18 protein-coding genes are annotated in these 21,015 nt (G+C 58.3%); 3 read left to right on the top strand and 15 right to left on the bottom strand.

Annotated elements, in window-relative coordinates; translation table 11 throughout:
* Positions 1 to 22: 22 nt before the first annotated feature.
* The 4 genes from glmM to rlmE form a co-directional block, all read right to left on the bottom strand.
* A complete protein-coding gene (gene glmM / locus CFBP1590_RS22500; protein WP_029244467.1) occupies positions 23 to 1,366 on the bottom strand; it encodes a phosphoglucosamine mutase in 1,344 nt (447 codons plus the stop codon).
* 16 nt (positions 1,367 to 1,382) lie between these two features.
* On the bottom strand, positions 1,383 to 2,234 hold the full coding sequence (gene folP / locus CFBP1590_RS22505) for a dihydropteroate synthase (protein WP_088235949.1): 852 nt from the start codon (positions 2,232 to 2,234) through the stop codon (positions 1,383 to 1,385).
* An 8-nt stretch (positions 2,235 to 2,242) separates the two neighbouring features.
* Entirely contained in the window at positions 2,243 to 4,147 is a 1,905-nt protein-coding gene (gene ftsH / locus CFBP1590_RS22510; RefSeq protein WP_004879987.1) for an ATP-dependent zinc metalloprotease FtsH, read from the bottom strand.
* A gap of 193 nt (positions 4,148 to 4,340) precedes the next feature.
* The gene (rlmE, locus tag CFBP1590_RS22515) at positions 4,341 to 4,991 is read right to left on the bottom strand and encodes a 23S rRNA (uridine(2552)-2'-O)-methyltransferase RlmE (protein ID WP_004879989.1); all 651 of its coding nucleotides are present in this window, start codon (positions 4,989 to 4,991) and stop codon (positions 4,341 to 4,343) included.
* Positions 4,992 to 5,095: 104 nt separating this feature from the next.
* Between rlmE and CFBP1590_RS22520 the strand changes: the two genes are divergently transcribed.
* On the top strand, positions 5,096 to 5,404 hold the full coding sequence (locus CFBP1590_RS22520; RefSeq protein WP_088235950.1) for a YhbY family RNA-binding protein: 309 nt from the start codon (positions 5,096 to 5,098) through the stop codon (positions 5,402 to 5,404).
* 143 nt (positions 5,405 to 5,547) lie between these two features.
* Here CFBP1590_RS22520 and greA read toward each other — a convergent pair whose 3' ends face one another.
* The 7 genes from greA to grpE all read right to left on the bottom strand — a co-directional run bounded on the left by greA (position 5,548) and on the right by grpE (position 15,660).
* A complete protein-coding gene (gene greA / locus CFBP1590_RS22525; RefSeq protein WP_004879992.1) occupies positions 5,548 to 6,024 on the bottom strand; it encodes a transcription elongation factor GreA in 477 nt (158 codons plus the stop codon).
* Positions 6,021 to 9,242 (bottom strand): carbamoyl-phosphate synthase large subunit, encoded by a 3,222-nt coding sequence (gene carB / locus CFBP1590_RS22530; protein ID WP_025996621.1) that lies wholly within the window; start codon positions 9,240 to 9,242, stop codon positions 6,021 to 6,023. Before carB ends, greA begins: the two co-directional genes overlap by 4 nt.
* Before the next feature lie 136 nt (positions 9,243 to 9,378).
* Positions 9,379 to 10,515, bottom strand: coding sequence for a glutamine-hydrolyzing carbamoyl-phosphate synthase small subunit (carA, locus tag CFBP1590_RS22535; protein WP_088235951.1), 1,137 nt, complete (start codon positions 10,513 to 10,515; stop codon positions 9,379 to 9,381).
* A gap of 273 nt (positions 10,516 to 10,788) precedes the next feature.
* Entirely contained in the window at positions 10,789 to 11,592 is an 804-nt protein-coding gene (gene dapB, locus CFBP1590_RS22540) for a 4-hydroxy-tetrahydrodipicolinate reductase (protein WP_029244464.1), read from the bottom strand.
* A 20-nt stretch (positions 11,593 to 11,612) separates the two neighbouring features.
* Complete coding sequence (gene dnaJ, locus CFBP1590_RS22545; RefSeq protein ID WP_004880000.1) at positions 11,613 to 12,752, bottom strand: molecular chaperone DnaJ; 1,140 nt, start codon at positions 12,750 to 12,752, stop codon at positions 11,613 to 11,615.
* 326 nt (positions 12,753 to 13,078) lie between these two features.
* The gene (gene dnaK / locus CFBP1590_RS22550) at positions 13,079 to 15,031 is read right to left on the bottom strand and encodes a molecular chaperone DnaK (RefSeq protein ID WP_269457913.1); all 1,953 of its coding nucleotides are present in this window, start codon (positions 15,029 to 15,031) and stop codon (positions 13,079 to 13,081) included.
* A gap of 65 nt (positions 15,032 to 15,096) precedes the next feature.
* The gene (grpE, locus tag CFBP1590_RS22555) at positions 15,097 to 15,660 is read right to left on the bottom strand and encodes a nucleotide exchange factor GrpE (protein ID WP_004880006.1); all 564 of its coding nucleotides are present in this window, start codon (positions 15,658 to 15,660) and stop codon (positions 15,097 to 15,099) included.
* A 270-nt stretch (positions 15,661 to 15,930) separates the two neighbouring features.
* On the opposite strand from grpE, the gene recN reads away from it, so the two are divergent.
* Complete coding sequence (gene recN / locus CFBP1590_RS22560) at positions 15,931 to 17,604, top strand: DNA repair protein RecN (protein WP_088235953.1); 1,674 nt, start codon at positions 15,931 to 15,933, stop codon at positions 17,602 to 17,604.
* Positions 17,605 to 17,680: 76 nt separating this feature from the next.
* Here the strand turns inward: recN and fur are convergent, their stop codons facing one another.
* The gene (gene fur / locus CFBP1590_RS22565; protein WP_002555142.1) at positions 17,681 to 18,088 is read right to left on the bottom strand and encodes a ferric iron uptake transcriptional regulator; all 408 of its coding nucleotides are present in this window, start codon (positions 18,086 to 18,088) and stop codon (positions 17,681 to 17,683) included.
* 98 nt (positions 18,089 to 18,186) lie between these two features.
* On the opposite strand from fur, the gene CFBP1590_RS22570 reads away from it, so the two are divergent.
* Positions 18,187 to 18,711 (top strand): outer membrane protein assembly factor BamE, encoded by a 525-nt coding sequence (locus tag CFBP1590_RS22570; protein ID WP_004880010.1) that lies wholly within the window; start codon positions 18,187 to 18,189, stop codon positions 18,709 to 18,711.
* Between the two features lie 64 nt (positions 18,712 to 18,775).
* Here the strand turns inward: CFBP1590_RS22570 and CFBP1590_RS22575 are convergent, their stop codons facing one another.
* Genes CFBP1590_RS22575 through CFBP1590_RS22585 form a run of 3 tightly spaced genes read right to left on the bottom strand, consistent with a single transcriptional unit; the run spans position 18,776 to position 20,934 of the window.
* Positions 18,776 to 19,096 (bottom strand): RnfH family protein, encoded by a 321-nt coding sequence (locus tag CFBP1590_RS22575; protein WP_088235954.1) that lies wholly within the window; start codon positions 19,094 to 19,096, stop codon positions 18,776 to 18,778.
* Positions 19,089 to 19,523, bottom strand: a complete 435-nt coding sequence (locus tag CFBP1590_RS22580; protein WP_029244460.1) for a type II toxin-antitoxin system RatA family toxin — start codon at positions 19,521 to 19,523, stop codon at positions 19,089 to 19,091. The genes CFBP1590_RS22575 and CFBP1590_RS22580 overlap by 8 nt, the downstream gene beginning before the upstream one ends.
* A gap of 7 nt (positions 19,524 to 19,530) precedes the next feature.
* Positions 19,531 to 20,934: a sodium-dependent transporter gene (locus CFBP1590_RS22585; protein ID WP_004880017.1), complete on the bottom strand. Its 1,404-nt coding sequence runs from the start codon at positions 20,932 to 20,934 to the stop codon at positions 19,531 to 19,533.
* Between the last annotated feature and the right edge of the window lie 81 nt (positions 20,935 to 21,015).

Here is a 21,015-nt window from a genome sequence, read left to right on the forward strand (position 1 = left end):
TTAGAGCACTGGCAAGCCGAAATCAGGCGCAAACTTCAGCAACCAGTTTTGCCAGCTCTTCAGCATGGGCCCTGACCTGGGATTCGTCTTCACCTTCGACCATGACACGGACCAATGGCTCGGTGCCGGACTTGCGCAGCAGAACCCTGCCACGCCCCGCCATCTGCTCGGTCACCCGCGCACAGGCCTCCTGAACGGACGGATGCGAAACGGGGTCGACACCGTCTCCACCAAAACGAACATTGATCAGGATCTGTGGGCACTTGCGCAGCCTCAGACGCGCTTCCGCGAGGCTGATGTCACTGCGACGCAATGCCAGAATCACCTGCAGTGCGGCGATGATCGCATCGCCCGTGGTGGCATGCTGGAAGCAGACGATATGCCCGGAGTTCTCACCACCGACCTGCCAGTTACGCTCAAGCAGCTCGGCGATGACATAACGGTCACCGACATTGGCGCGCACGAACGGAATATTCTGCTCAGCCAGGGCCAGCTCAAGACCCAGATTACTCATCAGCGTCCCGACCACTCCGCCCTGCAAGCGACCCCGCTCGTGCAGATCGCGAGCGATGATGTACAGCAGTTCGTCACCGTCGACGATGGTGCCCGTGTGATCGACCATCAGGACCCGATCGCCATCACCGTCGAAGCCGATACCCATGTCAGCCTTCTCGGCCAGCACGGCAGCCTGTAGCGCCTCCATATGGGTAGAGCCACAGTCCTTGTTGATGTTGAGACCGTCAGGCTGAGCCGACAGCACGATAACCTGTGCGCCCAGCTCACGAAACACGTTGGGCGCGACCTTGTACGTCGCACCGTGTGCGCAATCGATAACAACTTTCAATCCAGCGAAGTCGGTACTGGTAGGAACACTGCTCTTGCAGAACTCGATGTACCGGCCAGCGGCGTCGTTGATGCGGGAGACCTTGCCCAGGTTCTCGGACTCGGCAACGGTCATTGGCGCGTCGAGCAGTTCCTCGATCATCATTTCGATCTCGTCCGGCAGTTTCGTGCCCTGCCCGGAAAAGAACTTGATGCCGTTGTCGTAATGAGGATTGTGCGAAGCGCTGATCACGATGCCAGCCTCAGCGTGGAAGGTGCGCGTCAGGTAGGCAATGGCCGGCGTGGGCATCGGACCCAGCAGCATCACATCGGCACCGGCAGCGGACAAACCGGCCTCGAGTGCCGACTCGAACATATAGCCCGAGATGCGCGTGTCCTTACCGACCAGGATCCGGCAGGTACCCAGCTTGCGGAAAGCCATGCCCGCCGCCCAGCCCAGCTTGAGCATGAAATCGGGAGTGATCGGGAACTGGCCAACACGACCGCGAATGCCGTCGGTTCCGAAATATTTTCTGGTAGTCATGGATGCCCCACTGTTGTTATTCAGCTGCTTCGACAGCTGCAATCATGCGCACCACGTCGGCCGTTTCGGCGACATCGTGCACACGCAAGATTCTTGCACCTTTGGTCATGGCCAGTGCGGCCAACGCCAACCCACCTATCAGTCGCTCGCCCACAGGACGACCCAGAACCGCGCCGATCATGCTTTTGCGTGATACGCCGACCAGCAGGGGGCGACCCAGAGCATGCAGCGCCTCCATGTGCCTGAACAGGCTGAGATTGTGCTCCAGCGTTTTCGCAAAGCCGAAACCGGGATCAAGAATGATACGGTCTTTGGGGATGCCTGCCGCCTCGCATCGCTCCATGCGATCAGCCAGGAAGGCACTCACTTCGCCGACGAGGTCCTGATAATGCGGATTATCCTGCATGTCGCCCGGCTCGCCCAGCATATGCATGAGACAGACCGGCAGACCGGTCGCGGCAGCCGCCTCCAGCGCACCTGGACGCCGCAACGAGCGGACATCGTTGATAAGCCCGGCGCCCAGTCTGGCGGACTCTACGATAACCTCAGGGGTCGACGTATCGACGGAGATGATGACGTCCAGCTCTCGAGCAATGCGCTCGACAACCGGCGCGACACGATCGACCTCCTCGGCGGGCGAAACAGGACGAGCACCTGGACGCGTGGATTCGCCACCCACATCAATCAGCGTAGCGCCCGCAGCAACCATCTCTTGCGCATGACGCAAGGCCGCATCGAGCTGGCTGTAGCGGCCGCCGTCCGAAAAAGAGTCAGGGGTTGCATTGAGAATGCCCATCACATGCGTATGGGCCAAATCAAGAACCCGGTTGCCGCAAGGCAACCGGGTCGGGTACAGCGCAGAAGTCATGTCAGACCTTAATGTTCAGCAGCCGGGCCACCGATCGGTGTTTCCGGGCGTGGATCAGGGGTGATCGGCGTACCTTTGGTACCCGAACCGCCTTCCCAATCCCGCGGCTCGCGCGGCGGACGACCCGACATGATGTCGTCGATCTGATCGGCATCGATGGTTTCATACTTCATCAGCGCGTCTGCCATGGCATCGAGCTTGTCACGGTTGTCCGTAAGCAGCTGCTTTGCGGTGCCGTAGCAGAGGTCGATGATGCTGCGAACCTCGGAGTCGATCAGCTTGGCCGTCTCTCCGGAGAAGTTGGAGTTCTGACTGCCGCCACGACCCAGATAACCGGCGTCTTCATCCTCGGAATACATCAGAGGACCCAGTTTTTCCGACAGACCCCACTTGGTCACCATGTTCCGCGCAATCTGACTCGCACGCATAATGTCGTTGGAAGCGCCAGTCGTGACGCCATCAAAGCCAAGCGTCATCTCTTCAGCAATACGGCCGCCGTACAGCGAGCAGATCTGACTGATCAGCGCACGCTTCGACAGGCTGTAACGATCTTCTTCCGGCAGGAACATGGTCACGCCCAGCGCACGACCGCGCGGGATGATCGACACCTTGTAAACCGGGTCATGCTCAGGCACCAGACGACCAACGATAGCGTGACCCGCTTCGTGGTAGGCCGTGTTCTGCTTTTCCTTCTCGGACATGACCATCGATTTGCGCTCGGCGCCCATCATGATCTTGTCCTTGGCCAGTTCGAACTCTTTCATCTCGACGATGCGCTTGCCGGAGCGAGCAGCAAAGAGTGAAGCCTCGTTGACCAGATTGGCCAGGTCGGCACCCGAGAAGCCAGGTGTACCGCGAGCGATGACGCCAGGATTCACATCCTCGCCCATCGGAACCTTGCGCATGTGAACCTTGAGAATCTGTTCGCGACCACGAATGTCCGGCAGACCGACCACGACCTGACGGTCGAAACGGCCCGGACGCAGCAGCGCAGGGTCAAGCACGTCAGGGCGGTTGGTTGCAGCAATGACGATGATGCCGTCATTCATTTCGAAACCGTCCATCTCAACCAGCAACTGGTTGAGAGTCTGCTCGCGCTCGTCATGACCACCGCCCATGCCAGCGCCACGATGGCGACCGACAGCGTCGATTTCGTCAATGAAGATGATGCATGGCGCGTGTTTCTTGGCCTGTTCGAACATGTCACGAACGCGGCTCGCACCCACACCCACGAACATCTCAACGAAGTCGGAACCGGAAATGGTGAAGAACGGCACTTTCGCTTCGCCAGCGATGGCTTTGGCGATCAGCGTCTTACCAGTACCCGGAGGACCGACCATCAGCACGCCGCGGGGAATTCGACCACCCAGACGCTGGAACTTGCCCGGATCGCGGAGGAACTCAACGAGCTCGCCGACTTCTTCCTTGGCCTCGTCACAACCTGCAACGTCAGCCAGCGTGGTCTTGACCTGATCTTCAGACAGCAGACGCGCCTTGCTCTTGCCAAAGCTCATCGGGCCGCCTTTACCGCCGGCTCCGCCCTGCATCTGGCGCATGAAGAACATGAAGACCGCGATGATCACCAGAATCGGGAAGCTGGCGACCAGCAACTGTGTCCAGATGCTCTGCTGCTCAGGCTGCTTGCCTTCAACAACCACGTTGTTGTCGACCAGATCGCCGATCAGACCGTTGTCCTGGATAGCCGGACGAATGGTCTTGAAGGTATCGCCATCGCTGCGCTTGCCAGTGATGACGTAGCCGTCGACGGAAACCTTCTCAACCTTGCCATCCTTCACTTGCTGGATGAACTCGGAATAATTGAGGGTCTGCGGCTCGTTCGGGCTGGAGAAGTTGTTCATCACCGTCACAAGGACAGCAGCGATGATCAACCACAGGATCAAATTCTTTGCCATATCGTTCAATTAGCTACCCTCTGAAGCAAGCTCCACGCAGCAAGCGTGCCTCGCATGATATTCACCGGCCTAACTTACTACAGAACCTACAGATGTGGCAGGCGACGTCTGTAACCCTTTGTGAAACTTTGACTACGCGATGTTCGAACATGCTGCATCGACAACGCTATTTAAAAAAAGCTATCGCTCTGTGTCAGAGACGCTCATCGCTGGCAGCGCCTTCGATGCCTTTGAAGCCACGCCCCAGCAGGTACTGCTCGCGGGAACGGTCGCGTGAGGACAAGGGTTTGCGCATCTGTACCTTGTCGAACAGCTTGCGAATGTCCTTGTGGTACACATCGAAACCCTCACCCTGAAAGACCTTGATGAGGAAATCGCCACCCGGACGCAGAACCCGCCCGGCCAGATCAAGCGCCAGTTCGCAAAGAAACATTGCACGCGGCATGTCGACAGCGCTCAATCCACTCATATTGGGGGCCATATCGGAAATCACAAGGTCTACCTGTGTATTACCGACTGCCTCCAGAATTTGTGCGAGCACAGCATCTTCGGTGAAATCGCCCTGAATGAAGGTCACATCGGGGATGCTGTCCATTTCAAGGATGTCGGAAGCGATCAGGCGGCCTTGACCGCCAATCAGACGACTGGTCACCTGCGACCAGCCTCCAGGCGCTGCGCCGAGGTCGATCACGGTCATGCCGGGACGGATGATCTTGTCCTTTTCCTGGATCTCGAGAAGCTTGTAACTGGCACGCGAACGGTAGCCGTCCTTCTGCGCCATTTTGACGTACTTGTCGTCGAAGTGTTCTTTGAGCCAGTTATGGCTTGTCTTGGAACGGGCCACGGGGCACCTCAAAAATAAACGAGTCGTGATTAACTGGGCGGTCCCGGACTCGCTCGGGTAAACTGGCCGCCGCTTTTTACAAGATCAGACGCAGAGGTCAGATTATGCCGCTCACTCAAGAGCAGAAGAAACAATACAAATCCATTGGCCACCACCTGAAACCGGTATTGATCGTGGCTGACAATGGTTTGACTGAAGGTGTGCTGGCAGAGCTTGAACGCGCACTGAGCGATCATGAGCTGATCAAGATCAAGCTCAACATCCTCGACCGCGAGAGCCGCCTGCAGGCCATTGCAGAAATCTGCAAAGTCGGCTCGGCCGACCTGGTTCAGGTCATCGGCAAAATGGCGTTGATCTATCGCAAGAACCCAAAGGTAAACAAGCTGTTGTCCAACGTCCACCGCGCGCACTAAAAAAACAGAAGCCAGGGCCGCTTTCAGCGCGCCCTGCTCCTGATTCTCTCGCACCAATCTATCGAACAGACTACCGCCAGAACCTTCAAGGCCAGAACCCTGAAGGCTGACAGGTTGCGCCCGCCATAAGCGGGCACCGAGCCTTAGATGTGACGAACCTCGACGATTTCGTACTCGATCACGCCGCTGGGCGTTTTCACGACAACGACGTCGCCCTCTTCCTTGGCGATCAAGGCGCGGGCGATGGGCGAACCCACCGAAATCTTGCCCTTCTTGATGTCCGCCTCATCCTCACCGACGATCTGATACGTGACGCTCTCGTCCGTTTCAACGTTGGCGATTTCCACGGTCGTGCCGAAAATCACCTTGCCGGTGTGAGGAATGGTGGTGACGTCGATCACCACGGCATTCTGCATACGGCCTTCGATGTCACGGATACGCGCCTCGACCATGCCCTGCTGCTCGCGCGCAGCATGGTATTCAGCATTTTCCTTCAGGTCGCCCAGCTCCCGCGCCGTGCCGATGTCCTGGCTCAGCTTGGGACGGACCACCTTGGTCAGATGCGTCAATTCTTCTTCCAGGGCGCGAGCGCCCTGAACAGTCATTGGGTATTTGATCATGCCTTCAATCCTGCATGGAGATCCTGCAAGCGACGTACAGTCTTCTCTGGACCGAACTTGAGCGCTTCGCAGATGGCTTCGCCTGCTGCAATAGTAGTGGTGCAGTAAATCTTGTGCTGCAAGGCGTTGCGACGAATGGAATAGGAGTCCGCGATCGACTGACGGCCTTCGGTGGTGTTGATGATCAGGGTGACTTCGTCATTCTTGATCATGTCGACCACGTGCGGACGACCTTCGGTGACCTTGTTGACGCGGCGAACCTTCAAGCCCGCTGCTTCGATCAGCTTGGCGGTACCCGCCGTCGCAACGATCTGGAAGCCAAGACTGATCAGGTCACGCGCGACACCCGCCACCAAAGGCTTGTCATCGTCACGAACGCTGATGAATGCGGTGCCACCGGTCGGCAGCACTTCGCTGGCGCCCATCTGAGCCTTGGCGAACGCTTCACCAAAGGTGTCGCCCACGCCCATCACTTCACCGGTCGACTTCATCTCCGGGCCGAGGATCGGGTCAACACCCGGGAACTTGGCGAACGGGAACACCGCTTCTTTCACACTGTAGAAATTCGGAATGATTTCCTTGGTGAAGTTCAGCTCTTTCAGGGTTTTGCCTGCCATCACGCGCGCAGCGATCATGGCCAGGGAAACACCGATGCACTTGGACACGAACGGCACGGTACGCGATGCACGCGGGTTGACTTCAATGACGTAGATGTCTTCGCCCTGCAAGGCCAACTGCACGTTCATCAGGCCGACAACGCCCAGTTCCAGCGCCATCTTCTTGACCTGTTCGCGCATCTCGTCCTGGATGTGAGCCGGCAGCGAGTAAGGCGGCAGCGAGCACGCGGAGTCACCGGAGTGAACGCCCGCCTGTTCGATGTGCTGCATGATCGCGCCGATCACAACGTCGGTGCCATCGCAGACAGCATCGACGTCCATTTCGATGGCGCAGTTCAGGAAGTGGTCCAGCAGCACCGGACTGTCGTTGGAGACCTGAACCGCTTCACGCAAGTAACGCTTGAGTTCGTCTTCCTGGTAAACGATCTCCATCGCACGACCACCCAGTACATAGGATGGACGCACGACCAGCGGGTAACCAATCTTGGCGGCAGCACGAATCGCTTCGTCTTCGCTGCGCACAGTTGCGTTTGGCGGCTGACGCAGATTCAGACGCTCGACCATCTGCTGGAAGCGCTCACGGTCTTCTGCACGGTCGATGGCGTCAGGGCTGGTGCCGATGATCGGCACGCCTGCGGCCTCCAGAGCACGAGCCAGTTTCAGCGGCGTCTGGCCACCGTACTGGACGATCACACCCTTCGGCTTCTCGACGCGCACGATTTCCAGTACGTCTTCCAGCGTGACCGGCTCGAAGTACAGACGATCGGACGTGTCGTAATCGGTGGAAACGGTTTCCGGGTTGCAGTTGACCATGATGGTCTCGTACCCGTCGTCACGCAGCGCCAGAGCGGCGTGTACGCAGCAGTAGTCGAACTCGATGCCCTGGCCGATACGGTTTGGACCGCCGCCCAGAATCATGATCTTGTCGCGCGTCGAAGGGTTGGCTTCGCACTCTTCTTCGTACGTCGAGTACAGGTACGCGGTGTCGGTCGCGAACTCGGCTGCGCAGGTGTCGACGCGCTTGTAGACCGGGAACACTTCGAGCTTGTGGCGATGTGTACGCAGGTTCTTCTCGGTCACGCCCAGCAGCTTGGCCAGACGGGCATCGGAGAAGCCCTTGCGCTTGAGGCGGAACATCAGGTCGCGGTCGATGGCCGACAGACCCAGTGTCTTGACCTTTTCTTCGTCCTTGATCAGATCTTCGATCTGGACCAGGAACCAAGGGTCAATCATGTTCATGGCGAAGATATCTTCGACACTCATGCCGGCGCGAAAGGCGTCAGCGACGTACCAGATACGCTCGGCACCCGGAACGGTCAGCTCACGCTTGAGCGTGCTCATGCTTTCCGGATGGCTCAGATCAAGCTTCGGATCAAGACCGCAGACGCCCACTTCCAGACCACGCAGGGCTTTCTGCAGGGATTCCTGGAAGGTACGACCGATGGCCATGACTTCACCCACTGATTTCATCTGGGTGGTCAGGCGAGCATCGGCCTTGGCAAACTTCTCGAACGCAAAGCGCGGCAGCTTGGTGACGACGTAGTCGATGGACGGCTCGAACGACGCCGGGGTCTTGCCGCCAGTGATGTCGTTGGACAGCTCGTCCAGCGTGTAGCCGACAGCCAGCTTGGCCGCGATTCTGGCAATCGGGAAACCGGTCGCCTTGGAAGCCAGTGCCGAGGAACGCGAAACACGCGGGTTCATCTCGATCACGACCATGCGACCGGTATCCGGGCAGATACCAAACTGGACGTTGGAGCCACCGGTTTCAACGCCGATCTCGCGCAGCACCGCCAGGGAGGCGTTACGCAGGATCTGGTATTCCTTGTCGGTCAGGGTCTGTGCTGGCGCAACAGTGATCGAGTCACCGGTGTGCACGCCCATCGGGTCGAAGTTTTCGATGGAGCAGACGATGATGCAGTTGTCCTTTTTGTCGCGGACAACTTCCATTTCGTACTCTTTCCAGCCGATCAGCGATTCGTCGATCAGCAGTTCCTTGGTTGGCGAGAGGTCCAGACCACGGGCGCAGATTTCTTCGAACTCTTCACGATTGTAAGCGATACCGCCACCGGTGCCGCCCATGGTGAAGGACGGACGGATGATGCAAGGGAAGCCGAGGCGCTCAAGAACAGCATTGGCTTCTTCCATCGAGTGGGCGATGCCGGAACGCGGGCAGTCAAGACCGATGGATTTCATCGCCTTGTCGAAACGCGAACGGTCTTCAGCCTTGTCGATGGTGTCAGCGTTGGCACCGATCATTTCGACGCCGAATTTCTCCAGAACGCCTTCGCGCTCCAGATCCAGCGCACAGTTCAGTGCAGTCTGGCCGCCCATGGTTGGCAGCAGTGCGTCCGGACGCTCTTTCTCGATGATCTTGGCAACGGTCTGCCACTTGATTGGCTCGATGTAGGTGGCGTCAGCCATGGCCGGGTCGGTCATGATGGTGGCCGGGTTGGAGTTCACCAGGATGACGCGGTAACCCTCTTCGCGCAGAGCCTTGCAGGCCTGGGCGCCGGAGTAGTCGAATTCACAGGCCTGGCCGATCACGATGGGGCCGGCGCCGAGAATCAGGATGCTTTTAATATCTGTACGTTTTGGCATGGGTTGTCACTCAAATCCGCAGGTCAGTCGGCAAGCCGTCTTGAACATTTCATTGAGGTGGCCTGGGTGGCAGCGACCGGATGTATTGTCCGGGTCCAGCCAGGTCACCTGCTTACTACAGTCTCAAGGCAACCGGTCAGCGTCGCTTGGCCATGGCTTCGATAAAGCGGTCAAACAGCGGCGCGACGTCGCTCGGGCCAGGGCTGGCTTCAGGGTGGCCCTGGAAGCTGAAGGCGCTCTTGTCGGTACGCTCGATACCCTGCAGGGTGCCGTCGAACAGCGACTTGTGGATGGCGCGCACGTTGGCTGGCAGCGTGGCTTCGTCTACCGCGAAACCGTGGTTCTGGCTGGTGATCATGACGACACCGGTGTCCAGATCCTGAACCGGGTGGTTGGCACCGTGGTGGCCATGGCCCATTTTTACAGTCTTGGCGCCGGAGGCCAGAGCGAGCAACTGGTGCCCCAGGCAGATGCCGAATACCGGGGTTTCGGTTTCCAGCACTTCCTTGATCGCAGTGATCGCGTAATCGCAAGGCTCTGGATCGCCAGGACCGTTGGACAGGAACACACCGTCCGGGTTGTAGGCCAGAACGTCCTTGGCAGGCGTCTGCGCCGGAACCACGGTCACGCGGCAGCCGCGCTCGACCAGCATGCGCAGGATGTTCAGCTTCACACCATAATCGTAGGCAACCACGTGGTAAGGCAGCTCGGAAGCAGCGATTTCAGCATGGCTGTCGGTCTTCAGGTCCCAGACGCTGGAACGCCATTCGTAGGTGTCCTTGGTGCTGACTTCCTTGGCCAGATCCATGCCCTTGAGGCCTGGGAAGCCGCGCGCTGCCGCAATAGCGGCTTCTTCAGAGAGGTTGTCACCGGCCATGATGCAGCCGTTCTGTGCGCCTTTCTCACGCAGGATGCGGGTCAGGCGACGGGTGTCGATACCGGCGATGGCGACAACGTTATTGGCCTTCAGGTAGTCGTCCAGCGACATCTTGTTACGCCAGTTGCTGGCGACCAGAGGCAGGTCACGGATGACCAGACCTGCGGACCAGACGCGATCAGACTCGGCGTCTTCAGGCGTGGTGCCGGTGTTGCCGATATGGGGATAAGTCAGGGTAACGATCTGCTGGGCATAGGAAGGATCGGTAAGGATTTCCTGATAGCCTGTCATTGCGGTGTTGAACACCACCTCACCAACGGTCTGACCGTCGGCTCCAATGGCTTCGCCGCGAAAAATGCTGCCATCAGCAAGGGCGAGTATGGCTGGCTTAGTCAAGAAGACCTCCCGTAAATAAAGCCTGAAAGGGCGTTCGCAGGTTGCAAAAAAGCGGAATGACGTAGATACGTCACCCCGCTTTCTTATAGAATCATCTGCGCGCTTTTAGTGGACACACTAAAGCTGTAGCTTACAGAAAAGGCCCATTTTGGTCTACCACCAATGTGCCTGAAATGCGGGGAAATGCGACAGCGGGTTGAAGCGAATCAGTCAGTAAAAGGCCGAATCCCGCAGCGTGTACGAAATCCGGCCTGATCACTGCGGATGCAAGGATCAATGCAGATCCAGCACATCCTGCATGTCATACAGCCCCGGCGCCTTGCCATCGAGCCACATCGCGGCCCTCACGGCACCCTTGGCAAACGTCATGCGACTGGACGCCTTATGAGTAATCTCGACACGCTCACCGTCGGCAGCAAACAGCACCGTGTGATCACCGACCACATCGCCGGCGCGAATTGTCGCGAAGCCGATGCTCTGACGATCACGCGCACCGGTCTGACCTTCACGACCATAGACCGCAACCTTCTGCAGGTCACGCCCCAACGCACTGGCAACCACCTCACCCATGCGCAACGCAGTGCCTGACGGCGCGTCGACCTTGTGACGGTGATGCGCTTCGGTGATTTCGATATCGACGTCATCACCCAGAACCCGGGCCGCCGTATCGAGCAACTTCAGACATAGGTTGACGCCGATACTGAAATTGGCGGCGAACACGATCGGGATGTCCTTGCCCGCCTCAACCAGACGCTGCTTTTCCTCAACGCTGAACCCGGTCGTGCCAATGATCATGGCCTTGCCCGCCTTGCGGCAGAACGCCAGGTTCTTGAGCGTCACCGACGGATGCGTGAAATCGATCAGCACATCGAACTCGTCGGCGACCTTGGCCAGATCACCTGACAAAGGAACACCGATACGACCCAACGCAGCCAGCTCGCCAGCGTCTGCACCAACCAGCGTGCTGTCAGGACGATCGATCGCAGCGGTCAACCCGGCGCCAGGCGCCTGTTGAATCGCTTCGATCAAGGTTTTACCCATGCGCCCGGCGGCGCCCACTACAGCAATACGTCGCATGCCGATTTCCTTAGATAACCTTACAAATCACCGAAGAAGCGCTTCACGCCCTCAAACCAGCCACTGGCCTTGGGAGAGTGGGACTCATCATTCTCAAGCGACGTGCGGAACTCTTCCAGCAGCTCGCGCTGACGCTTGCTGAGGTTGACCGGGGTTTCGACCGCCACACGACACATCAGATCGCCCGCACCGCCACCGCGTACCGGAGCAACACCCTTGCCGCGCAGACGGAACTGCTTGCCGGTCTGGGTACCCTCGGGGATCTTCAGCTTGACGCGACCGTCGAGTGTCGGCACTTCAAGCTCGCCACCCAGCGCTGCATCGGTAAAGCTGATAGGTACTTCGCAGAACAGGTGCTTGCCGTCACGCTGGAAGATGTCGTGCTCGCGCACGTTGATGACCACGTACAGGTCGCCCGTCGGACCACCCTGAACGCCCGCCTCGCCTTCGCCGGACAGACGAATGCGGTCGCCGGTATCGACACCTGGCGGCACTTTGACGGAGAGCGTCTTGTACTCTTCGACACGGCCTTCGCCGTGGCACGAATCGCACGGATCGGAAATGATCTTGCCGTGACCATGGCAACGCGGGCAGGTCTGCTGCACGGAGAAGAACCCCTGCTGCATACGCACCTGACCGATACCACCACAGGTCGGACACGTGACCGGCGAAGAGCCCTTCTTCGCGCCACTGCCATCACACGGCTTGCAGTTGACCAGCGTCGGGACGCGGATGCTGACCGTTGTGCCACGAACCGCCTCTTCGAGGTTCAGCTCGAGCGTGTAACGCAGGTCGCTGCCACGCTGGGCACCACCGCGTCCACCGCCGCCAGCTCTGCCACCACCGAAGAAGTCACTGAATACATCACCGAAGATATCGGAGAAGTTCGCACCGCCAGCGCCACCACCAAAGCCTCCGCCGCCGCCCATGCTAGGGTCGACACCGGCATGACCGTACTGATCGTAGGCCGCACGCTTACTGGCATCGGACAGGACTTCGTAGGCCTCGTTGGCCTCCTTGAACATCTCTTCCGACGCTTTGTCATCAGGGTTGCGGTCAGGGTGATGCTTCATCGCCAGACGACGGTAAGCCTTTTTCAGCTCCGCCTCGCTGGAGCCTCGCTCCACTCCCAACACTTCGTAATAATCACGCTTTGCCATAATTCTTCCGCACTCTTGAGGACGTTCGGCAAGACCCTCCTGAGCCTCGCCAAACTCGTTGAGCCCCATACAGGCCCGGACCCAACTCACGTCAATTCAACGATCCTGGTCTTCGTTCAACGGCCAGAAAGACCTGGCCGAGAAAGCGGCAGAATGAGTCGCCACGCAGGAGCATCGCGATCTTGCCACATGGCATTCGGACCGAAATCCGCCTGCCGAAATTTTGCCTGTTCCAGACACGCCAACGCGGGAGCAAGCTCCCGCGCGGCGACATCCTACCAGCCACCACTCGAAAGAGGTCAACCGGCTTGCAAGTGAGCCTGCGCTTACTTGTGGTCTTTCACTTCTTCGAACTCGGCGTCGACAGCGTCGTCAGCCTTGGACGGTTCGTCAGCAGGCTTGGCCGCTGCTTCCGGGTTCTCGGCCTGCTCGGCGTACATCTTCTGAGCGATTGGCGCGGAAACCTTGGACAGCTCTTCGACCTTGGCTTCGATGGCAGCCTTGTCGTCGCCTTTAACAGCGGCTTCCAGAGCGACTACTGCAGCTTCGACTGCGGCCTTCTCTTCGGCAGTCACTTTGTCGCCTGCATCGGAGATCATCTTGCGAGTCGAGTGGACCAGCGCATCACCCTGGTTACGGGCAGAGGCCAGCTCTTCGAACTTGCGATCTTCCTCAGCGTTGACTTCAGCGTCACGAACCATCTGCTGAATTTCTTCCTCGGACAGACCGGAGTTGGCCTTGATCACGATGGACTGCTGCTTGCCGGTGGCCTTGTCTTTCGCGCCTACGTGCAGAATGCCGTTGGCGTCGATGTCGAAGGTCACTTCGATCTGTGGCACGCCACGTGGAGCCGGTGGAATCTCGGCCAGGTCGAACTTGCCCAGGGACTTGTTCTGACCGGCTTGTTTACGCTCACCCTGCAGCACGTGAATGGTCACAGCGCTCTGGTTGTCATCGGCAGTCGAGAACACCTGCGATTTCTTGGTAGGAATCGTGGTGTTTTTCTCGATCAGCGCTGTCATCACGCCGCCCATGGTTTCGATACCCAGAGTCAGCGGGCTGACGTCGAGCAGCAGAACGTCTTTGACATCACCGGCCAGTACCGCACCCTGGATGGCAGCACCCATGGCAACCGCTTCGTCCGGGTTGACGTCTTTACGCGCTTCTTTGCCGAAGAACTCGGTCACCAGCTTCTGAACCAGCGGCATGCGGGTCTGACCACCGACCAGGATCACGTCGTTGATGCTGCCGATGTCGATGCCAGCATCCTTCAATGCAATGCGGCAAGGTTCGATGGTGCGCTGAACCAGGTCTTCAACCAACGATTCCAGCTTCGAACGGGAGATTTTCACGTTCAAGTGCTTTGGACCGGTCGCATCTGCAGTGATGTACGGCAGGTTGACGTCAGTCTGCATGCTGGAGGACAGCTCGATCTTGGCCTTTTCAGCAGCTTCTTTCAGACGCTGCATCGCCAGAGGGTCGCCCTTCAGGTTCATGCCGCTTTCTTTCTTGAATTCGTCGACGAGGTAGTCGATCAGACGAATGTCGAAGTCCTCACCACCCAGGAAGGTGTCGCCGTTGGTGGCCAACACTTCGAACTGGTGCTCACCGTCGACTTCAGCGATTTCGATAACCGATACGTCGAACGTACCGCCACCCAGGTCATAAACGATGACAGTGTGGTCGCCCTTCGCCTTGTCCATACCGTAGGCCAGAGCGGCAGCGGTAGGCTCGTTGATAATGCGCTTGACGTCCAGACCCGCGATGCGGCCGGCGTCCTTGGTCGCCTGACGCTGGCTGTCGTTGAAGTAGGCAGGAACAGTGATGACCGCTTCGGTAACAGCTTCACCGAGGTAGTCTTCAGCGGTCTTCTTCATCTTTTTCAGGATTTCAGCGGAAATCTGAGGAGGCGCCATTTTCTGGCCATTCACTTCAACCCAGGCGTCGCTGTTGTCAGCCTTGACGATCTTGTAAGGGACCATCTGGATGTCTTTCTGAACGACTTCTTCGTCAAAACGACGGCCGATCAGACGCTTTACTGCGTACAGCGTGTTGTGCGGATTGGTTACAGCCTGACGCTTTGCAGACTGACCGACCAGGATTTCACCATCGTTGGCGTAGGCAATGATCGACGGCGTGGTGCGAGCGCCTTCAGCGTTCTCGATAACCTTGGCCTTGCCGTTTTCCAGAATGGAGACACAGGAGTTGGTAGTCCCCAGGTCGATACCGATAATTCTGCCCATCTTGACTCTCCCGAAACTTTGATTTGGTTGCCGCAACTGCGTTTACAAATTGCGGTAGCTCTTAAACGCTTGACCTGTAAATGGGGGCCTTGCAGCTGATTTCAAGCCTGCTCGTCAATTGACGGCGTAACAGGCGACGGTGCCTTGCTGACCACGACCATGGCCGGGCGCAGCAGACGACCATTGAGCTGGTAACCCTTCTGAAACACTTTGAGCACCGTATTGGGCTCTACATCTGCACTTTCCTGCATGGCCATTGCCTGGTGCTGTTCGGCACTGAAGGGCTGACCATGCGGGTCGACGGCTTCCAACTGATAACGCTTGAGGGTGTCCTGAAACATCTTCAAGGTCAGCTCGATACCTTCACGCATCGGGCGAATGCTCTCGTCGTCCGGACTGGACAGCTCGATACCTCGCTCCAGACTGTCGATGATCGGCAGCAGATCACCGGCAAATTTTTCCAACGCAAACTTGTGAGCCTTTTCAACATCCTGTTCAGCGCGGCGGCGGACATTCTGCAGATCCGCAGCCACTCGCAGGGATTGGTCCTGCGCGGCAGCCAGTTGCTCTTCGAGCACTTGCACACGGGTCGTCAGTTCGTCGCCCGCGCCTGCTTCGGCAGCCTGGTCCTGGCTCTGCGCATCCAGATTCTGTTCGTCAGCCATAAGTGTTCTCCTTTAAAAACGTCCGCGAACCCAACTCGCGCTTCTGCCCCCTATATGGGATCGGAATTTTCGGCTTCAAGGGCAGACAGCACTGGATATGTGCATTTCCTCACAAAAAAATAGGGAATAAAGAGCCAGAAAAAATCGACACGTCTCGCTGCGCGGACTAAAAAACAAGGAAGACCAATCAAATCGAGCTAAGCCAAGGCATTGTCAGCAGCAAATAAAACACTGTATAAATAACCAGACAAATAGCTCGGGAGCCGCTCAATGCTGGTGCACCTTTCCGTACATAACTACGCCATCGTCGAACACCTCGATCTCGAGCTTGATCGAGGCATGAGCGTAATCACTGGCGAAACCGGCGCTGGCAAATCCATCATGCTCGACGCGCTGGGCCTGACGCTGGGCGACCGGGCCGACAGCGGCGTGGTTCGTCCGGGTGCTGACAAGGCCGACATCCTCGCCACCTTCGATCTCGATGACATTCCCGAAGCACAGGTCTGGCTCAAGGAGCGCGATCTGGACAACGACGGCCCCTGCATCCTGCGCCGGGTCATCACCGCAGAAGGCCGCTCGCGCTCGTACATCAACGGCTCGCCCTGCCCTCAAGGCGACCTGAAAGCGCTTGGCGAACTGCTGATCGATATCCACAGCCAGCATGAGCATCAATCCCTGCTCAAGACCGATACCCACCGCCGTCTGCTGGACGAATACGCAGGCGCGACCGATCTGGCGCGGCAGGTTCAACTGGCGGCACAGCGCTGGCGTCAGACCCGGCAAGAGCTGGAACGTCTTTCCAATTCGGGTGACGAGCAACGGGCACGTCACCAGTTGCTCAGCTATCAGCTGGAAGAGCTGGAAAGCCTGAGCCTTGGCGAGAACGAGCTGGAGCAACTGGAGCAGGAACACAAGAACCTGACCAATGCCGAAAGCCTGCTGAGCATCTGCCGACAGGTCGTCGAGCAATGCAGCGAGAGCGATTCCGGCAACGTGCTCAATGCCCTGACGGCCAGCCTGCATCGCCTGGGCAGCGTGAATAACTCACCTACCGCACTCAGCGAAGCCACTGATCTGCTGTCCAGCGCCCAGATTCAGGTAGAAGAAGCCGTCGGCGAGCTCAATCGCTTTCTCGACCATTTCGACGCTGACCCGGCCAGACTTCAGCAGCTTGAAGAACGGCTCGATGCTATTTATACACTCGCACGCAAACACCGCATCCAGCCCAACGAAGTGGCGACCCTGCAGCAGAAGCTGCTGGATGAAATCGAAACACTGAATGCCAACGATGAATCCATCGAACGGCTTGAGCATGAGGTTCAGGCGTTTGCCCGCCACTATCAGGAAAAGGCTCGCGAACTGAGTGACCTGCGTCACACCTCGTCGACCCGACTGGCCAGTGCCGTCGAGCAGGAGATTCATCGACTGGGCATGCCCGGCGGTCGCTTCCAGATCGAATTGAAGGCCATTCCCGGCAGCGAGCCTCATCCTCATGGCCTGGAACACGTCGAACTGCTGGTCAGCGCCAACCCCGGTCAGCCGCTCAAGGCGCTGGCGAAGGTGGCGTCGGGTGGCGAGCTGTCACGAATCAGTCTGGCGATCCAGGTCATCACCGCCCAGACCTCACGTGTACCGACGCTGGTGTTCGATGAAGTCGATGTGGGGATCGGTGGCCCGACGGCCGAGATTGTTGGCCAGCTGTTGAGACGCTTGGGCGAGCGTGGACAGGTCATGACCGTGACTCACCTGCCGCAGGTCGCGGCGCAGGGGCACCAGCATCTGTTCGTGCACAAGGTCAGGGATAACGATGCGACACGCACTGCTGTGTCAAAACTGACCAAGGCCGAGCGCATAGAGGAAGTGGCGCGCATGCTGGGCGGCATCGACCTGACCAAGGAATCATTGGCACACGCCAAAAAGATGGTCATTACCGCTAAAAACTGATCGACAGAGCGCCGATCCGGATTCATGGACCATAGAAAGCACAAAGGCGACACTGAGGTCGCCTTTGCCGGTGTGCTTACGCCTTTTTGTTGCGCACGTAGAGCACCAGATTGTGGTCCACCAGATCAAAGCCGTGTCGTTCGACGATGGCTTTCTGAAGCTTCTCGATTTCTTCGTCGAAGAATTCGATCACCTCACCTGACTCCACATTGACCATATGGTCGTGGTGGCCGCCATCAGCCAGTTCGAACACAGCATGACCACCGTCGAAATTGTGGCGAACCACCAGTCCAGCGGCTTCAAACTGAGTCAGAACACGGTAGACCGTGGCCAGACCGACATCCTCGCTCGCCTCCATCAATGCCTTGTAAACATCCTCGGCACTCATGTGGCGCTGCTCGGCAGAATCGAGCATTTGGAGTATTTTGACCCGCGGTAGGGTCACCTTGAGTCCTGCTTTACGTAGTTCGCTATTTTCAACCATGGTCAGCTTTCTCGCAGACGCTGCTTCGCAGCTTCTCTTAATGCAGGTATGATCGGGGTTTACGTTGTCCCAGCCAAGATAGTGGAAGTCGCCCACCGATGCAAAACACCAAGCTCTTGCTAACCAGTTTCACCTTCGTGGGACTGCTCGCACTCGCCGGTTGTTCATTCCCCGGGGTTTACAAAATCGACATCCAGCAGGGTAATGTCGTCACGCAGGACATGATAAACCAGTTGCGCCCCGGAATGACCCGGCGGCAAGTACGGTTTATCATGGGCAACCCGTTGCTGACCGACACCTTCCACGCCGATCGGTGGGATTACCTGTACAGCCTTCAGCCAGGTGGCGGTGAGCGCCAGCAGGAGCGCGTCAGTCTGATTTTCAATGAAAGCGATCAGTTGGTCAGCCTGTCGGGCGACTTCATGCCAGGCGTAAGCCGCGATGAAGCGATCCTCGGCAAGGACGGCGATACCACCACCGTGCCGGTCGAGAACCAGCCTCAGCAGCCGCCTGAAGAGCCGGCCAAACCAGGCTCGTTGCTAGACAAGATCCAGAAAGACGTCGACAGCGTCGAGACTGTACCTGTTCCGACCCAGGAGCCACTGGACGTCAACCCTCGCTGACGCCAGACGCTCGAAGAAAAGCCCGGCATGCCGGGCTTTTTTGTGCGTTACGTTCAGTAAACATTCAGCTGGCAGTGGGCGGCACCCTGTTTTGACGGGCCTTGGCCGCACGCTGACGGCGCGCTTCCATGGGATCGGCCAGCAACGGGCGATAGATCTCGATTCGCTCCCCCGCCTCGACACAGCGCACGGAAGGGTCGCTGACCACCTTGCCGAAAATGCCGACTGGACAGCGCGTCAGGTCCAGTTCTGGAAAATGCCGATCAATACCGGAAGCAGCCAGCGCCTGTAGCACCGTTGAGCCAGCAGGCACTTCCACACTCAGCAATGCCTGACGATCGACGGCGGCATAGACCACCTCGACCGTTATCAGCGTGTCAGACATGCAACTGCTTGGCGCGCTGGCAGAATGCGTCCACCAGGGTATTGGCAGCCTGATTGAACAGCGGCCCCAGGGTTGCACGCACGATCGGGCCTGCGTAGTCGAAGGAAAGATCCAGGCTGATCTTGCAGGCCTTTTCGCCCAACTGCTTGAACGTCCAGACGCCGTGCAATTGCTCGAAAGGGCCTTCAACCAGATCCATCACAATCGACTCGCCCGGTATCAGCGTGTTTCGCGTCACGAATTGCTGGCTTAACCCGCCTTTTGCGATTTCCAGGCTGGCGCGCATCTGCTCGTCACTGGATTCAAGAACGGTTGCCGACGAGCACCACGGCAGAAACTCCGGGTAACGCGCGACATCATTGACCAGCTCGTACAGGAAACGAGCCGGGTACGGCAAAAGGGCAGAACGTTGAATATGCGTAGTCATGTGAGCGTCATTTCCAGAGCTGAGCGGCAAACACCACAAGAATGCCGAGCGGCGCCACGTAGCGCATCAAAAAGAACGTCAGGCTGAACAGCAGCGGACTGCGAATCGACAACTCATCGCGCACCGCTTCACGGCCCATCACCCAACCGGCGAATACTACAAAACACAATCCACCCAGCGGCAACATGATCCGCGAGGTGAGGAAATCGATGACTCCGAAGAAGTCCAGGCCATTGGATGCGCCCCACTGGTAGAGATGAAAAGCGCCCCCATCGTTCACGAAAAACTTGGCCTTTTGCCAGATATTGAACGAGAACACCGTACCAAGGCCAACAAACCAGCAACTGAATGCCAGCCAGAACGTGACCCAGGCACGACGAACGCCGGTGCGTTCCACCAGATACGCAACCATCGGTTCAAGCAGGGAAATCGCCGAGCTCCAGGCGGCCACCGCCACCAACACGAAGAACACTACGCCCATCAACTGACCGAACGCTACGTTACCGAACGCGAATGGCAATGTTACGAACATCAGGCCAGGCCCCTCACTCGGGTTCAGACCTGCGGCAAAAACGATTGGGAATAGCGCAAGGCCCGCCAGCAACGAAACGAAGGTATCGAGCAGTGCAATGCCGACCACCGTGGTGCTGATCGACGCGCCCTTGGTCATGTACGCACCGTAGACCATGATCGAACCGACACCCACGCTCAACGAAAAGAACGCGTGCCCCATCGCGGGCAACAAGCCGTCGAGAACCTTGTCCGGGTTGAAGTCGAACATGAAATGCACGCCTTCCATGAAGTGCCCGGTAGTCAGGCTGTAGCCCAACAGAATCAGCATCAGCAGGAACAGCATCGGCATCATGATGCGCAAACTGCGCTCGAGACCGGCTTCGACACCCTTACCGATCACGACCGCCGACAGCAGCATGAAAATGGTGTGCCAGAGAATCAGGCGCCAGGGATCGGCAATCACGCCGCCGAAGTAAGCGCCGACCTGATCAGCCGTCACGCCCTGAAAGTCACCGCGCCCCATGTCGATGATGTAGTCCAGCGACCAGCCGCCGACCACGCTATAGAAGGAGAGGATAAGCAGCGCCGTGATCATTCCGGCGAACGCGCCCCAGGACCAGCGCGCCGAATGACCGGCCTCCACCGCCAGCGTCTTTAGGGCATTGGCCGGGCTCAATCGTGCACGACGACCGATCAGCGTCTCCGCCATCATGACGGGGACGCCGATCAGCGCGATGCATGCCAGAAACACCAGCACGAATGCGCCGCCACCATAGGCACCGACCATGTAGGGGAATTTCCAGATACTGCCCAGCCCGACGGCAGAGCCGGTAGCAGCCAGAATGAATACCCAGCGGCTTGCCCAGCTACCGTGGACCGAGACTTTGTCTGTCGACATGACTGAAACGCCCAACCAAAAAAGAGCGCGCATTGTCCGGGATTCAACCATTGTGCTCAAGCACACGCTTTCCCGTAGCCG

Origin of the sequence: Pseudomonas viridiflava (genome assembly GCF_900184295.1) — a bacterium.
Lineage (GTDB): Bacteria > Pseudomonadota > Gammaproteobacteria > Pseudomonadales > Pseudomonadaceae > Aquipseudomonas > Aquipseudomonas viridiflava.

What these genes read in the sequence shown, in the direction of transcription:
- glmM (WP_029244467.1), bottom strand. Translation starts at nt 1,366, where the DNA reads ATGACTACCAGAAAATATTTCGGAACCGACGGCATTCGCGGTCGTGTT.
- folP (WP_088235949.1), bottom strand. Translation starts at nt 2,234, where the DNA reads ATGACTTCTGCGCTGTACCCGACCCGGTTGCCTTGCGGCAACCGGGTT.
- ftsH (WP_004879987.1), bottom strand. Translation starts at nt 4,147, where the DNA reads ATGGCAAAGAATTTGATCCTGTGGTTGATCATCGCTGCTGTCCTTGTG.
- CFBP1590_RS22520 (WP_088235950.1), top strand. Translation starts at nt 5,096, where the DNA reads ATGCCGCTCACTCAAGAGCAGAAGAAACAATACAAATCCATTGGCCAC.
- greA (WP_004879992.1), bottom strand. Translation starts at nt 6,024, where the DNA reads ATGATCAAATACCCAATGACTGTTCAGGGCGCTCGCGCCCTGGAAGAA.
- carB (WP_025996621.1), bottom strand. Translation starts at nt 9,242, where the DNA reads ATGCCAAAACGTACAGATATTAAAAGCATCCTGATTCTCGGCGCCGGC.
- dapB (WP_029244464.1), bottom strand. Translation starts at nt 11,592, where the DNA reads ATGCGACGTATTGCTGTAGTGGGCGCCGCCGGGCGCATGGGTAAAACC.
- dnaJ (WP_004880000.1), bottom strand. Translation starts at nt 12,752, where the DNA reads ATGGCAAAGCGTGATTATTACGAAGTGTTGGGAGTGGAGCGAGGCTCC.
- grpE (WP_004880006.1), bottom strand. Translation starts at nt 15,660, where the DNA reads ATGGCTGACGAACAGAATCTGGATGCGCAGAGCCAGGACCAGGCTGCC.
- recN (WP_088235953.1), top strand. Translation starts at nt 15,931, where the DNA reads ATGCTGGTGCACCTTTCCGTACATAACTACGCCATCGTCGAACACCTC.
- fur (WP_002555142.1), bottom strand. Translation starts at nt 18,088, where the DNA reads ATGGTTGAAAATAGCGAACTACGTAAAGCAGGACTCAAGGTGACCCTA.
- CFBP1590_RS22570 (WP_004880010.1), top strand. Translation starts at nt 18,187, where the DNA reads ATGCAAAACACCAAGCTCTTGCTAACCAGTTTCACCTTCGTGGGACTG.
- CFBP1590_RS22575 (WP_088235954.1), bottom strand. Translation starts at nt 19,096, where the DNA reads ATGTCTGACACGCTGATAACGGTCGAGGTGGTCTATGCCGCCGTCGAT.
- CFBP1590_RS22580 (WP_029244460.1), bottom strand. Translation starts at nt 19,523, where the DNA reads ATGACTACGCATATTCAACGTTCTGCCCTTTTGCCGTACCCGGCTCGT.
- CFBP1590_RS22585 (WP_004880017.1), bottom strand. Translation starts at nt 20,934, where the DNA reads ATGTCGACAGACAAAGTCTCGGTCCACGGTAGCTGGGCAAGCCGCTGG.